The organism is Streptomyces sp. NPDC088747 (genome assembly GCF_044751025.1).
Taxonomy (GTDB): domain Bacteria; phylum Actinomycetota; class Actinomycetes; order Streptomycetales; family Streptomycetaceae; genus Streptomyces.
Genome location: NZ_JBIVKZ010000011.1, coordinates 250,931 through 265,187, shown reverse-complemented (window position 1 = coordinate 265,187; position 14,257 = coordinate 250,931). Strand labels below are relative to the sequence as shown.

The following is a 14,257-nucleotide window of genomic DNA, read 5'->3' as shown; positions in this document are numbered from 1 at the left end:
TCCATTACCGCGAACATTAAGGGACCTCTCATACAGCATCCGTACGGTGCGAGGTATGGGATCCAAGACTGTTGACGAGGCCGGGATCGAGACCGGCACCGAGGCGAAGAGCGACGAGGGGAAAGTGGACGTCACCAAGAGCGACGTCGCCGCGGCCGACGAGGCCACCGCGACGGACGGGGAGACCGTGGCCGACGGCTCGGACGACGCCGAGTACGAGGGCGACGACGAGCAGGTCCTGCCGGTCGCCGAGAAGGCCCCCTCAGGGGTGGGCCTGGGTGCCGCCGCCGTGGTCTCGGCCGCGCTGGGCCTCGTCTCGCTGACGGGCGGCTGGCTGGGCACGGTCGCGCAGGCGCGCGACTCGCTGTATGGCCAGCTGGAGACCGCGTCGACCGCGACCGTCTCCACCCAGATCGAGCAGGTCTACGGCAACTCGTGGAACGCGAACGCGCTGGTCGCGGGCATCTTCGCGCTGGTCGCCCTGATCGTCGGCGTCGGCGTCCTGGTCCGCCCGGCGTTCGGCAACCCCGACCGCGTGGTGCAGACCACCTGGGTCAAGTCCGTGGCCTGGGCCGGCGTCTCCCTCGCGATCATCGGCCTGCTGCTGGCCGTGCTCAAGTACACCGACATCCTGCTGGCCATGCCGAAGGCGACCAGCTGAGCGCACGCTCACCGCGCTTTCCGCCTTCCGGCTTCCGGCTTTTCTGAGGGGCCTTAGGTCCGCCCTACGTCACGTACGGCGGACCTAAGGCCCTTCGTGCGCCCAAGATGCGGAACTCTCCCGATGTGGCGCACCCCCCTTGGAGACGAAGGTTGAGGCATCGCAACAAGCGAGGCCCGAAACCGACTCTTCACCAGGGGTACGAGATGTTCGAGTACGAGCTCCACCAGATCCGTTCCGCCGAGCTGATCCGCGAGGCACAGAACCACCGGATCGCCCGCGAGGCGATCCGCAGCCGCCGGGCCGCCCGCCGCGCCGCCGTGCGTGAGTCGGCCGGCAACGACTCGGAGGGGCAGGCGCATAGCCGCGGCCACCGCCGGCACCGGTTCGCCCGCGTGGCGTGAGCACCGCCGGGCGACGGGAGGACGGCCGTACGGGGGTCGGCCGTTCTTCCGGGCTTGCGGGATCAACGCCGCCCGTGCGGTCCGTCCCTACGGGGTCCGGGCCCGCGGGGACCGAACCGACGGTCGTGGTTCGTGCGACCGGACGTACGGTGGCCGTTCCCGCGACGGGGCGGACGGTGACTGATCCCGCGACCGGAACGACTGCGGCGGTTCCGGCGACGGGATCGCCCGCGGCCGTCGCGGCAGCGGGATCGGCGGCCGACATCGGGACAGCGGGGCCGGCCGACGGCGTCGCGGCGACGGGGGCAACGGCCGTTCTCCGGACGGCGGGACCGACGGGCGCCCCGTCGATAACCGGTGCCGCGTTGTCGGACCGCTGTGCGATGCTCGGGCCCGTGGAGACCAGGTCCGTCAGTCCGGTGTTCGTCGGTCGCGCCGACGAGCTGGGCGTGCTGAACGACGCGCTCGCCCGCGCCGCCGCGGCCGAGCCGCAGGCGTTGCTGCTCGGCGGCGAGGCAGGGGTCGGGAAGACCCGCCTGATCGAGGAGTTCGCCACCGCCGCGGGACACGGCGGCGCGATCGTCGCATGCGGCGGCTGCGTGGAGATCGGCGCCGACGGACTGCCCTTCGCCCCCTTCTCCACGGCCCTGCGCGCCCTGCGCCGACTCCTCCCGGACGACCTCGCCGCCGCTGCCGCCGGACAGGAGGAGGAACTGGCCCGGCTGCTGCCCGAGTTGGGCGCAAGCGCCCCGGAGCGGCGGTACGAGGAGGACGGCATGGCCCGCCTCTTCGAGCTCACCGCCCGCCTGCTGGAGCGCATGGCCGCCGAGCGGACGGTCGTCCTCGCCCTCGAAGACCTGCACTGGGCCGACGCCTCCACCCGGCACCTCCTCGCCTACCTCTTCCGCACCCTGCGCAGCGGCCGGCTCGTCATCGTCGCCACCTACCGCGCCGACGACATCCACCGCCGCCACCCGCTGCGCCCCCTGCTGGCCGAGCTGGACCGCCTCCGCACCGTCCGCCGTATCGAACTCGGCCGCTTCAGCCGCGCCGAGGTCGGCCGCCAGATCGCCGGGATCCTCGCCCGCGAGCCGGACCCGTCCCAGGTCGACGACATCTTCCAACGCTCCGACGGCAACGCGTTCTTCGTCGAGGAACTCGCCGTCGCCTCCCACCAGGGCTGCCGCACGCCGCTCACGGACACCCTCCGCGACCTGCTCCTCGTACGCGTCGAAGGCCTGCCCGAGAGCGCCCAGCGGGTCGCCAGGATCGCCGCCGAGGGCGGCTCCACCGTCGAGTACCCGCTGCTGGCCGCCGTGGCAGGGCTCGCCGAGGACGACCTCATCGAGGCACTGCGGGCCGCCGTCGGCGCCAACATCCTGCTCGCCACCCCCGCGGGCGACGGCTACCGCTTCCGCCACTCCCTGGTCCGCGAGGCCGTCAGCGACGACCTGCTGCCCGGCGAGCGCTCCCGCTTCAACCGGCGCTACGCCGAAGCCCTGGAGGCCGATCCGGCGCTCGTCCCGGCCGACGAGCGGCTCACCCGGCTCGCCAGCTACTGGTACCACGCCCACGATGCGGCCAAGGCCCTCCCCGCCGTCCTCGATGCCTCCGTCGAGGCCCGCTGCCGCCACGCCCACTCCGAGCAACTGCGGCTTCTGGAGCGGGCGATGGAGCTGTGGGACGTCGCCTCCGACGCCGTACGGGCCGAGCTGCGGCCCGTGGACTACGTGGAGGTCTACCCTCCCGCACTGCCTGAAGGGCGGGCGGGGACCTCCGGCGGCTGCGAACCGGCGGCGCCGCTCGCTTACCTCGACCTGATGGCGGAGGCCGCCGTCGCGGGGCGACTCTGCGGGGAGCGCGAACGCGCCCTGAAGATCACCAAGCGTGCGCTGGACCTGCTGGAGGACGACGGGGACGCGCTGCGCGCCGCCTGGTTCTGGTGCCAGCGCTCCCGTCTGGTCCAGGCGCAGGCCCGCGGCGACGGCTGGCGGGAACTGGGCACCGCCCAGGAACTCGTGCGCGGTCTGCCCCCGTCGGAGGTGCACGCCGACGTCCTGTCGAACGTCGCCGCCTGGTCCATGCTGCACGAACCGGGACCCGGCGCCCTCTCGGCCGCCGAGCGCGCCGTGGAGTACGCCCGCATGGTCGGCGCCCGGGACATCGAACTGAACGCCCGGCTCACCCTCGGCGGTCTCATGGTCGACGCGGGCGACATCGAGGCGGGTCTCGCCGAGCTGTGGGAGGTCAAGGAGCGGGTGAACCGGCGCGGCGCCTCCCTCGTCGTCGGCCGGGTCCACATCAACCTGCCCTCCCACCTGGAGTCGCTCGGCCGTTCCCGCGAGGCCGTCTCGGTCCTGCGGGAGGGCATCGAACTCACCAGAAGAAAAGGCCTGTTGGAAACCGAGGCCTACGTCTGGGGCAACTTCTCGGAGTCCCTCGACTCGCTCGGACAGTGGGACGAGGCCGTCGAGGCGGCGGGCAACGCACTGCGCATCGGACTCAGCGGCAAGGCCTCCGGCGTCGGTGCCATCCGGCTGGCCTGCCTCGCGCTGGCACGCGGCGATCTCGCCGAGGCGGCACGCCGACTGGCCGCCGCACGCACCCACTTCGGCACCCACGACCCCATGCCGCAGCACGCCCTGCCCCTGCTGGGCGCCGCCATCGGCATCGCCGCGGGCGAGGGCCGGCTCCTCGACGCCCGCGCCGCACTGGAGGAAGCCCTGAGCGTGGGCTTCCCGCCCGGAACCCAGCGCTACGGCTGGCCGCTGCTGCTCGCCGCCGCCACCGCGGAGGGCGACGCCCGCGGGCTGCCGCTCGCCGAGGCCGGCCGCGCCGAGACGGTGGAGCACCTGCGATCCACCGCCAAGTGCCTGGCCACCGGTGCACCGCTCTGGCTCGCCTACGCGGAATGGGTACACGCCGAACTCCGCCGCGCGGAGGGGGTGGCGGCCCCGCAGGACTGGTCCGAAGTGGTCACCGCCTTCGAATCCCTTGAGCGCCCCTACGACCTCGCCCGCGTCCGCCACCGCCTCGCCGACGCCCTGCTCGCCTCGGGCGCCTACGACGAGGACCGCGCCCGCGCCACGGAACTCCTCCGGCTGGCCCGAGCCGCCGCGGACCACCTCGGTGCCCGCCCGCTCGCCGACGCCGTCACCCTGCTCGCCCAGCGGGCCCGGCTCGTCCTCGGCCGCGCCATCGAGCCGTCCGCCCCGGCCCACGTCGACCCCGCTGTCGCCCTCGGTCTCACCAGCCGGGAGCGCGACGTCCTGCGCCTCGTCGCCGCCGGCCGCAGCAACCGCCAGATCGCCGAGGAGCTCTTCATCTCCCCGAAGACGGCCAGCGTCCATGTGTCGAACATCCTCGCCAAGCTCGGCGTCTCCGGCCGCGGTGAGGCGGCGGCCCTGGCCCACCGGCTGCGGCTGTTCCCCCCGGAGACCCCCGCCGCCCAGGCCGTGAGCTGAGGTTTACGCTGTAAAGGACCCGGGCCGAGGGAGGCGCCGTGTTCAACATGTTCGAGGAACTGTTCGCACCAGGTCGCAAGCACACCAACGACGAGCGCAAGCGGCTGGAACTGAGCCGGGTGGACCTGAACGACGGCGACCCCGGCCGCGGCCCCATAGACCTCACCTCGGGCAAGGTGGTCGTACGGGCCCCGGCCCCGGGAACGGTCACCCCGCGGAGCCCGGTCGCGCCCGTGACGGACGCGGACGATACCGCGGATGCGGATGCGGGGGAGTCGGCCCCGGATGCCGACGAGCCGACCGAGCCGCCGGAAGCCGATCAGCCCGACAGGGCACTGCGACCTGGCGGGAACGCCGGTGCAGCGGAAGTAGGCGAGGTCGCTGGTGCGCCGGAAGCAGGTGTGGCCGTCGGTGCGCCGGGAGCAGGTTCGACCGCCGGTGTACCGGAAGGAGGCGGGACCGCTGACGCGTCGGAAACAGGGGCCCCGCCGGTGCACCGGAAGTAGGTGCGACCGCCGCCGCACTGGAAACAGGCAAGACCGCCGCTGCGCCGGAAGCAGGCGAGTCCGCAGCCGCGCCGGAATCAGGTGCCCCCGCCGGTGCACCGGAAGTAGGTGCGACCGCCGCCGCACTGGAAACAGGCGAGACCGCCGCTGCGCCTGATGCAGGCAAGCCCGCAGCCGCGCCGGAAGCAGGCGAGACCGCCGCGGACTGAGCGGCGTGCCACTGCACCGGCCGCGGCCCCTGGGTCACGCCACCCCGGCTCGGGTGCTCACGTCACTTCCAGTTCCAGGATCCGGTCGTCCCCGGCCTCGGGGCTGCCGCGCCCGTCCGTCTCGCTCGTGACCAGCCAGAGTCTGCCGCCACCCGCGGACACCACGGTCCGCAGTCGGCCGTAATCACCCTCAAGGAAGGCCTGTGGATCGGCGGAGGCCTTGGTGCCGTCCAGGGGGATGCGCCACAGGCGCTCGCCCTTGAGGCCCGCCATCCAGATGGAGCCCTCCGCGTAGGCGATGCCGCTGGGGGAGGCGTCGTCCGTGGACCATTGGGCGATCGGGTTCAGGTACTTGGAGTTGTCGCTCTCGCCCTCGACCACCGGCCAGCCGTAGTTCCCGCCCGGCTTGATCTGGTTCAGCTCGTCCCAGGTGTCCTGGCCGAACTCGGCGGCCCACAGGCGCTGTTTGTCGTCCCAGGCGAGGCCCTGGACGTTGCGATGGCCGTACGAGTAGACGACCGAGTCGGCGAACGGATTGCCCGGTGCCGGTTCGCCCTCCGGAGTCATCCGCAGGATCTTGCCGCCCAGCGACTTCGTGTCCTGGGCAAGACCGGTCTGGCCCGTCTCACCCGCTCCCGCGTACAGCATCTTGTCCGGGCCGAAGGCGATCCGGCCGCCGTTGTGGATGTAGCCCTTGGGGATGCCCTTGAAGATCGTGTCCGGCGAGCCGAGCTGATCGCCGGACGGCTTGTTCTCGTCGTACAGCATGCGGACGATCCGGTTGTCGGACACCGTCGTGAAGTACGCGTAGACAAGGTGGTCCGAGGCGAACTCGGGGGAGAGCGCGATGCCCAGGAGACCGCCCTCGCCCTCGGGGGCCACCCCGGAGACCTCGCCGAGCTCCGTCTTCTCGCCGCTCTCCTCGTCGACCCGCGTGATCGTCCCCTCGTCCCGCGAGGACACCAGCAGGTCGCCCTCGGGAAGCGGGGCCAGGCCCCAGGGGGAGTCGAGATCCTCGGTGACGGTGCGCACCACCTTCACGGAGCCCTTGTCGGGCGGTGGCTCGTCGGCGGCCTGCTCGGAGGGGGATGCCGCCGATTCCGTACCCCCGGCACCGCTGCTGCTCGGCGATGTGCCGCCGCCGAAGGCCGGTCCTCCGTCGTCGGACGAACAGCCGGCCGTCATCACAAGCGCGGCCGCAGCCAACACGGCCGTCACCACTCGTCGTTGCTGCACGATCATGGGGTCCCTTCGACGCGGCGGTCCTACTGTTCATACACCGCTCGCGTCCCACGAGTTCCCGATCACGGACACCCAAATCCGGCCACGTGCTCATGGCCGCCCAGTGTCCGCCCGGTACTTCCAAGGACACGGGCTCTCACCGACGTGTGGTGCCACCGAGGTGGGGCCCACCGACGCCTGGTTCGGAGACGCTGCTCACTCCCAGGATCCCTGAGCCCTCGGCAACCCCGCCACCTCGGCGAGATCCTCCGCGGTCAGGTCCAGCCCGGCCGCCCCCGCGTTCTCCGCGACCCACCGCTCCCGCTTGGCCCCCGGCACCGGCACCACGTGCCGTCCCTGGGCCAGCACCCACGCCAGCGCCACCTGCGCGGGTGTGACGGCCCCTTCCTGGGCGCCGTGCCGCCGGGCGACGCGGCGCAGGCCGACGACGATCGGCTGGTTCGCGGCCATCATCTCGGCGGTGAAGCGGGGGTGCCGGGCGCGTACGTCGTCGGGCTCGAAACCCTCGCCGGGCGTCAGCGTGCCGGTCAGGAAGCCGTTGCCCAGCGGCATCGCCGCCAGGAAGCCCACCCCGCGCGCCGCGCACCACGGCAGCAGCGCGTCCAGCGCCTCCGTGGACCACACCGACAGCTCCGCCTCCACGGCGCTCACGGGGAAGACCTGCTGCACCCGCTCCAGCTGCCGGATCGTTCCGTCGTGCAACCGTGCCCCCGAACGGCGGGCTGAACGCGCGCCCACCGCGCACAGCCCGAGCGAGCGCACCTTTCCGGCGGTCACCAGCTCGGCCATCGCGCCCCAGGTCTCCTCGACCGGTACCTCGGGGTCCGCCCGGTGCAGCTGATAGAGATCGATCACGTCCGTCTGCAGCCGGCGCAGTGACGCGTCGCACGCCCGCTTCACGTAGCCCGGACGGCCGTTGGCCACGATGTGCTGCTCGCCCACCAGCAGGCCGACCTTGGTCGACAGGAAGGCCTCGGAGCGCCGCTCCCTCAGGGCCCGTCCGATCAGCAGCTCGTTGGTGAAGGGCCCGTACATGTCGGCCGTGTCGAGCAGCGTCACTCCCCGGTCGAGCGCCGTGTGCACCGCGCGGACCGACTCCTCACCGCGCTGCCGTGAACCCGTGTAGGCCCAGCTCATCGGCATGCACCCGAGCCCGACAGCCCCCACCTCGAGCGCCGCCGCCCCGATCGTCCTGCGCTCCACCTGGCCGTGACCCTCCCTCTCCTGGCACCCCAACCTAACCTCTGCGCCTCCCGGCGCCTGACATAGCCTCCTGAGCATGACTTCAGACGTATGGCTCCCCTTTCACGCGGAGGACATCGACGGGCTCCCGGAGGGCCCCAACTACCTCTACTGGAACGGTGACCAGGAGTTTCCCGCGGATCCGGCCGACTGCGAGTTCTATGTCGTGCCCTACATGAAGCCGCCCGCCGTCTCGCGGCGACCGATGCCCGAGATGACCTCGCTACGGGTCGTGCAGACGCTCTCCGCGGGTGTCGACCACGTCCAGCCGAGCCTCGAAGTCCTCCCCGCGGGCGTGCAGTTGTGCAACGCGCGCGGAGTGCACGAGGCAAGCACCGGCGAACTGGCCCTCACGCTGATCCTCGCCTCGCTGAGGGGCATCCCCGACTTCGTGCGGGCGCAGGAGAAGGGGGAGTGGAGCCCGGGGTTCCGCCCCGCGCTGGCCGACAAGTCCGTGCTCATCCTGGGGTACGGGTCGATCGGGTCTGCCATCGAGGACCGGCTCACTCCCTTCGAGGTCGCGCGGGTGGCGCGCGTCGCGCGCTCCGCGCGCACCACGGAGCGCGGTCCCGTGCACGCACTCACCGATCTGCCCGCCCTGCTCCCCGAGGCCGACGTCGTCGTCCTGTCGACGCCCCTCGACGACAGCACCCGCGGCCTGGTGAACGCCGACTTCCTCTCCCGCCTCAAGGACGGCGCCCTCCTGGTGAACGTCGCCCGCGGCCCCGTCGTCGACACCGAGGCGCTCCTCGCCGAGCTGGAGAGCGGTCGCATCACCGCCGCCCTCGACGTCACCGACCCCGAACCCCTGCCCGCGGGGCACCCGTTGTGGCACGCGCCGGGCGTACTCGTCAGTCCCCACGTCGGCGGACCCACGTCCGCGTTCCTGCCGCGCGCCGAGCGGCTGCTGGTGGCCCAGTTGAATCGTTTCGTGAACCGGGAGCCGCTGCGGAACGTGGTCCTTACGACGGGTGCGGGGGCCGCGTCATGACGGGCGCGCAGGCCGCTCCGTGACAGGCGCGCGGGCCATGTCCCGTTCGCTCGCCGTCCGCTTTTGACACCCTCCGCAGTTCTCCGAATGCGGGCAGTGCCGGCAAACTCCCTGGTCGTCACGGAGCGTAGAGGAACTATGTCCCTGAGTGACGAGACTGGTGTATCGTCCCGACTGGGGCTGCGCCGCGCACAGTTCGGCGCCGGGGATGGACATTGAGACTGCGAGGGGGGCGACGGGCGATGCACGGCCTATGGACCACCGATCCGACGCGGCGGGGCTGCCGACGACGACCCTGGCGCGCGACCGTGCGGCGACGCGGGCAGTGCGGCCACAGCGGACAGAGCGGCCATCACCACCGAAGGCACAGCGGTCGCCGGAGGCACGCGCACCCGGCACACACGGACCAGCGGGACCCCGGGGTGCGGACCCGGTGGGTCCGGTGAGCTTCCCCGGAGCGCTGCTGACCCGTCGGCCGGTGCTCGGAGGCGGGACAGGCCTGGTCTCCCAACTCGTACTGGCCCTGGTGTGCGCGGGATACGCCGTCGGTTCCGCGCTCGGCTGGGGCTCCGCGAGCCTCGCGCTCTTCATGGGCGACTTCGGACTGAGTGCCGCGGCGGGCGCCGCCGCGGTCTCCTGCTTCCGGTACGCCCAGAGCCGCCGCAGCCGCTTTCGACCCGCCTGGCTCCTCTTCGCGCTCTCCTCCGCCATGGCATGCCTGGGCAACGCGGTCTGGGGGTGGTACGAGGTGGTCCTCGACCGCCCCATGCCCAGCCCCAGCTTCGCCGACGTGTTCTTCCTCTGCTTCGCGCCGCCCGCCATCGTGGGCCTCCTCGTCCTCGCCAAGAGGCCTGTGACCAGGGCGGGTTGGGTCTGCCTCGCGCTCGACTCCTGGCTCATCGGCGGCTCGTTGCTCACGCTGTCGTGGAGTCTCGCGCTCGCCCAGGCGGCGAGGTTCGACGGACCGAGCGTCGCGCACACCGCGCTCTCACTGGCGTATCCACTGCTCGACATCGCGCTGGTCAGCATGGTGCTGGCCCTGCACTTCCGGCGCTCGTCGGTGAACCGCTCCGCGGTGAACACCGCGATCGGCGCGCTCGCCCTGACCGTGATGTGCGACGCCCTCTTCACCTCGCCCCTGCTGCACAACGACTACCGCTCGGGGCAGCTCCTGGACGCGGGCTGGTTCGCCGGCTCGCTCCTCCTCGCCTACGCCCCCTGGGTCGGCCCCCGGTTCGGTCAGCCGGGCGTCGAGCGGTACGACTCCGGCGGGCACGCGCGCGTGGTGCGCGAGCACATCCCGGGACAGCGGCAGGAAAGCCGGCCGGGGCACCCGGGAGGGCAGGTGCAGCCGCCTCTCCCCGGAGCGGGACACGGCGGGGACCACGGTCGGTATCCGGCCACCCGCCCCATCGCCGGATCGCTGGCCGCGCTCACGCCCTATCTGGCCGCCGCCGTCTGCACGTTGGGGATCCTCTACAACGTCCTGAACGGCCGCAACGTCGACCGCGTGGTGCTCATCACCGCCGGTCTCGTCGTCCTGGCCCTCGTCGTCCGCCAGGGCATCATGCTCCTCGACAACATCACCCTCACCCAGGAACTGGCCCAGAAGGAGAACCACTTCCGCTCCCTGGTGCAGGGCTCCAGCGACGTCATCATGATCGCCGCTCCGAACGGCATTCTGAGATACGTCAGTCCGGCCGCCGCCGGTGTCTACGGCTGCGACGCCGAGGAGCTCGTGGGTTCCGAACTCGCCTCGCTCATCCACCCCGAGGACCTCGGCTGTGTGGTCCACGAGGTGCGCCGATTCCTGGCCGCGAGTCACTTCGAGGAGCCCACCACCCGTATCGAGTGCCGCTTCAGGTCCGGCGACGGCGGCTGGCTGAACGTGGAGTCCACCGTCAACCGACACCACGGCGGCCTCATCTTCAACAGCCGTGACGTGACCGAACGGGTGCGACTACAGGCGCAGTTACAGCACAACGCCGAACACGACCCGCTCACCGACCTGCCCAACCGCGCCCTGTTCACCCGGCGCGTCCAGCAGGCCCTCTCGGGCCGCCGCTCCACCGACCGCGGCACCGCCGTCCTCTTCATCGACCTCGACGGCTTCAAGGCGGTCAACGACACCATCGGGCACCAGGCGGGTGACGAACTCCTCGTCCAGGCCGCCCGCCGACTCCAGGACTCCGTACGGCACGGCGACACCGCCGCCCGTCTCGGCGGCGACGAGTTCGCGGCGCTCATCGTCGGCGACGGCAGCCGCGACCGCACCGCCCGCGAGCACCAGATCCTCGAACTCGCCGACCGCCTCAGGCTCAGGCTCTCGCAGCCCTACACCATCGACGGCAACGATGTCCGGGTCGCCGCCTCCATCGGCGTCGGCTTCGCCGAACCAGGCCTCGGCGCGGGCGAGTTGCTGAGAAACGCCGACCTCGCCATGTACCGCGCCAAGGCCACCGGCAAGGGCCGCGTCGAGTTGTACGCGCCCCAGATGCAGCAGGACGTCGTCCGCAAGGCGGAGCTCGCGACCAGGCTGCGTTCCGCCCTCCAGGACGGCGAGTTCACCCTGCTGCACCAGCCCGTCGTCTCGCTGGACAACGGCCGGATCACGACGGTCACCGCCCAGGCCCGCTGGCGCTCCTCCCAGGGCGTCCTGTTCACTCCCGCGGAGTTCCTGCGGGTCGCCGAGGACAGCGACAGGACCGCCGAGCTGGGCCGCTGGATGCTGGAGGAGGCCATCGAGCAGGCCGCCGAGCGTGCCGCCGGTGGCGCCGTCGTGCCCGTCGCCGTCCGGATGAACGCCCGGCGCCTGCTGGACCGCTCCGGGCCGCTGGGCTCCGTGGAGGCCCTGCTCACCCGGCACGGGCTCCCCTCCGGTGCGCTGATCATCGAGCTGTCCGACACCGACCCCCGGGCCTCCCTCGACGAGCTGGAGCGCCGGCTGAACGCGCTGCGCCGGCTCGGCGTCCGGATCGCCCTGGACGCCTTCGGCAGTGGCTACGCCGCCATCACGGCACTGAGAAGGCTCCCCGTCGACGTACTGAAACTGGACAGGGACCTCGTCGAAGGCGTCGTCGAGTCGGCCCGGCTGCACAAGATCACCAGCGGTCTGCTGCGGATCGCCACCGACCTCGGGCTCCAGTCCGTGGCCGACGGCGTGGACCTTCCGGAGCAGGTCGTCGCCCTGCGCGCGATGGGCTGCACCCATGGACAGGGCATGGCGTTCTCCGCGCCGCTGGACGAGTTCCGGCTGTGCAGGGCGCTGTCCATGGGCCACTACCCGGTGCCGCACGGGCCCGTCGAACCCGCGTTCGCGGGCGGCGGCGCGGGCGTCTACCGCAGTGGCGTGCCCGCCGTCTATGGGGGCGGTACGGCACTGCGCTCACATAATGAGACTCCCGTCCCACCCACTTGACAGTCGGTGCGTGCCAGGGAGAGGGTCATTGCCATGCGCACCCGAATTCTCGTACTTGGAAAGCGCGTCGGCTGAGCTGGGACCCACCGGATCGACAGAGCCGGACCACCCAGTGAACGCACCGGCGCGCTCCCCTCGCTTGCCTCACGGCACGAGGGGTTTTTTGTTGCACAGGCACCAGTCGTACATCGCACAAACTTCGCAAAAACCCTCAGCATCGAGAAGAGAATGCCGATGACCGAGCAGGCCACCGGGGCCCATCACCCGCAGCCGCGGCCCCGTTCCGGAGGACAGCAGTCCGCCCCCGAGCAGGTGACGGGAGCGCAGTCCCTCGTCCGCTCTCTTGAGGAGGTCGGGGCCGACACGGTATTCGGCATTCCCGGCGGCACCATCCTCCCGGCGTACGACCCGCTCATGGACTCCAAGCGGGTGCGGCACGTGCTCGTCCGGCACGAGCAGGGCGCGGGTCACGCGGCCACCGGTTACGCGCAGGCCACCGGCAAGGTCGGAGTGTGCATGGCGACGTCCGGGCCGGGCGCCACCAACTTGGTCACCCCGATCGCGGACGCCCACATGGACTCCGTGCCGCTGGTCGCGATCACCGGGCAGGTCGTGTCCCAGGCGATCGGCACGGACGCCTTCCAGGAGGCGGACATCGTCGGCATCACCATGCCGATCACCAAGCACAGCTTCCTGGTCACCAAGGCGGAGGACATCCCCCAGGCGATCGCGCAGGCGTTCCACATCGCCTCCAGCGGCCGCCCGGGGCCTGTCCTGGTCGACATCCCCAAGGACATCCTCCAGGCCAGGACCACCTTCTCCTGGCCGCCGGCCATGGACCTGCCCGGCTACCGCCCGGTGACCAAGCCGCACGCCAAGCAGATCCGCGAGGCCGCGAAGCTGATCACCGGCGCCAAGCGTCCGGTCCTCTACGTCGGCGGTGGCGTCCTCAAGGCGAACGCCACCGCCGAGCTGAAGGTCCTCGCCGAACTCACCGGAGCGCCCGTCACCACCACCCTGATGGCGCTCGGCGCATTCCCCGACAGCCACCCGCTGCACGTGGGAATGCCGGGCATGCACGGTGCGGTCACCGCCGTCACCGCGCTGCAGAAGGCCGACCTGATCGTCGCCCTCGGAGCCCGCTTCGACGACCGCGTCACGGGCAAGCTGGACAGCTTCGCCCCGTTCGCCAAGATCGTGCACGCCGACATCGACCCCGCGGAGATCGGCAAGAACCGTGCCGCCGACGTGCCGATCGTCGGTGACGCCCGGGAGGTCATCGCCGACCTGATCCAGGCCGTGCAGAAGGAGCACAGCGAGGGCCACACCGGCGAGGCCGCCGGGCCGAAATACGCGGCCTGGTGGAAGGACCTCAACCGCTGGCGCGAGACCTACCCGCTCGGCTACGACCAGCCCGACAACGGCTCGCTCGCCCCGCAGCAGGTCATCGAGCGCATCGGCCAACTCGCCCCGGAGGGAACGATCTTCGCGGCGGGCGTCGGCCAGCACCAGATGTGGGCAGCGCACTTCGTCCAGTACGAGCAGCCCGCGACCTGGCTGAACTCCGGCGGCGCCGGGACGATGGGCTACGCGGTCCCGGCCGCGATGGGCGCCAAGGCCGGCCAACCGGACCGTACGGTCTGGGCGATCGACGGTGACGGCTGCTTCCAGATGACCAATCAGGAACTCACCACCTGCGCCCTGAACAACATCCCGATCAAGGTCGCCATCATCAACAACGGCGCCCTCGGGATGGTCCGCCAGTGGCAGACCCTCTTCTACAACCAGCGGTACTCCAACACCGTGCTGCACTCGGGCCCCGACGCCAGCGGCAAGGAGCCGAGCGCGGGCACCCGCGTCCCCGACTTCGTGAAGCTGTCGGAGGCCATGGGGTGTTACGCGATCCGCTGCGAGTCCCCGGCCGACCTCGACAAGGTGATCGAGGAGGCGAACTCGGTCAACGACCGTCCGGTCGTGGTCGACTTCATCGTCCACGAGGACGCGATGGTGTGGCCGATGGTCGCCGCCGGGACGTCCAACGACGAGGTCATGTTCGCCCGGGACGTCCGCCCCGACTTCGGCGACAACGAAGACGACTGAGAGAGAGCCGAGTCAGACCC

At 71.6% G+C, this 14,257-nt stretch carries 8 protein-coding genes and 1 pseudogene; 7 read left to right on the top strand and 2 right to left on the bottom strand.

Annotation, left to right across the window (positions count from 1 at the left end):
* The first annotated feature begins 55 nt into the window (after positions 1-55).
* The 4 genes and pseudogenes from ACIP79_RS25760 to ACIP79_RS25745 all read left to right on the top strand — a co-directional run.
* Positions 56-661, top strand: a complete 606-nt coding sequence (locus ACIP79_RS25760; RefSeq protein WP_401226956.1) for a hypothetical protein — start codon at positions 56-58, stop codon at positions 659-661.
* A gap of 206 nt (positions 662-867) precedes the next feature.
* The gene (locus tag ACIP79_RS25755; protein WP_401226954.1) at positions 868-1,065 is read left to right on the top strand and encodes a hypothetical protein; all 198 of its coding nucleotides are present in this window, start codon (positions 868-870) and stop codon (positions 1,063-1,065) included.
* 383 nt (positions 1,066-1,448) lie between these two features.
* Positions 1,449-4,529, top strand: a complete 3,081-nt coding sequence (locus tag ACIP79_RS25750; protein ID WP_401226952.1) for an AAA family ATPase — start codon at positions 1,449-1,451, stop codon at positions 4,527-4,529.
* Positions 4,530-4,567: 38 nt separating this feature from the next.
* Positions 4,568-4,897: pseudogene (locus ACIP79_RS25745) on the top strand (DUF6191 domain-containing protein); the annotation flags it as partial.
* Positions 4,898-5,301: 404 nt separating this feature from the next.
* On the opposite strand, the gene ACIP79_RS25740 reads toward ACIP79_RS25745, so the two are convergent.
* Positions 5,302-6,486 carry a PQQ-dependent sugar dehydrogenase gene (locus tag ACIP79_RS25740; protein WP_401226951.1) on the bottom strand — a complete coding sequence of 395 codons (1,185 nt, stop codon included), beginning with the start codon at positions 6,484-6,486 and terminating at the stop codon, positions 5,302-5,304.
* A gap of 195 nt (positions 6,487-6,681) precedes the next feature.
* The gene (locus ACIP79_RS25735; protein WP_401226950.1) at positions 6,682-7,689 is read right to left on the bottom strand and encodes an aldo/keto reductase; all 1,008 of its coding nucleotides are present in this window, start codon (positions 7,687-7,689) and stop codon (positions 6,682-6,684) included.
* A 76-nt stretch (positions 7,690-7,765) separates the two neighbouring features.
* On the opposite strand from ACIP79_RS25735, the gene ACIP79_RS25730 reads away from it, so the two are divergent.
* The 3 genes from ACIP79_RS25730 to ACIP79_RS25720 all read left to right on the top strand — a co-directional run bounded on the left by ACIP79_RS25730 (position 7,766) and on the right by ACIP79_RS25720 (position 14,237).
* A complete protein-coding gene (locus ACIP79_RS25730) occupies positions 7,766-8,719 on the top strand; it encodes a 2-hydroxyacid dehydrogenase (RefSeq protein WP_401226948.1) in 954 nt (317 codons plus the stop codon).
* Positions 8,720-9,161: 442 nt separating this feature from the next.
* Positions 9,162-12,137, top strand: a complete 2,976-nt coding sequence (locus ACIP79_RS25725) for a putative bifunctional diguanylate cyclase/phosphodiesterase (protein WP_401226946.1) — start codon at positions 9,162-9,164, stop codon at positions 12,135-12,137.
* Positions 12,138-12,365: 228 nt separating this feature from the next.
* Complete coding sequence (locus ACIP79_RS25720; RefSeq protein ID WP_401226945.1) at positions 12,366-14,237, top strand: acetolactate synthase large subunit; 1,872 nt, start codon at positions 12,366-12,368, stop codon at positions 14,235-14,237.
* Positions 14,238-14,257 lie beyond the last annotated feature (20 nt).

Coding starts and splice junctions, on each gene's coding strand:
- ACIP79_RS25755 (WP_401226954.1), top strand. CDS start 868: ATGTTCGAGTACGAGCTCCACCAGATCCGTTCCGCCGAGCTGATCCGC.
- ACIP79_RS25740 (WP_401226951.1), bottom strand. CDS start 6,486: ATGATCGTGCAGCAACGACGAGTGGTGACGGCCGTGTTGGCTGCGGCC.
- ACIP79_RS25730 (WP_401226948.1), top strand. CDS start 7,766: ATGACTTCAGACGTATGGCTCCCCTTTCACGCGGAGGACATCGACGGG.
- ACIP79_RS25760 (WP_401226956.1), top strand. CDS start 56: ATGGGATCCAAGACTGTTGACGAGGCCGGGATCGAGACCGGCACCGAG.
- ACIP79_RS25720 (WP_401226945.1), top strand. CDS start 12,366: ATGCCGATGACCGAGCAGGCCACCGGGGCCCATCACCCGCAGCCGCGG.
- ACIP79_RS25750 (WP_401226952.1), top strand. CDS start 1,449: ATGCTCGGGCCCGTGGAGACCAGGTCCGTCAGTCCGGTGTTCGTCGGT.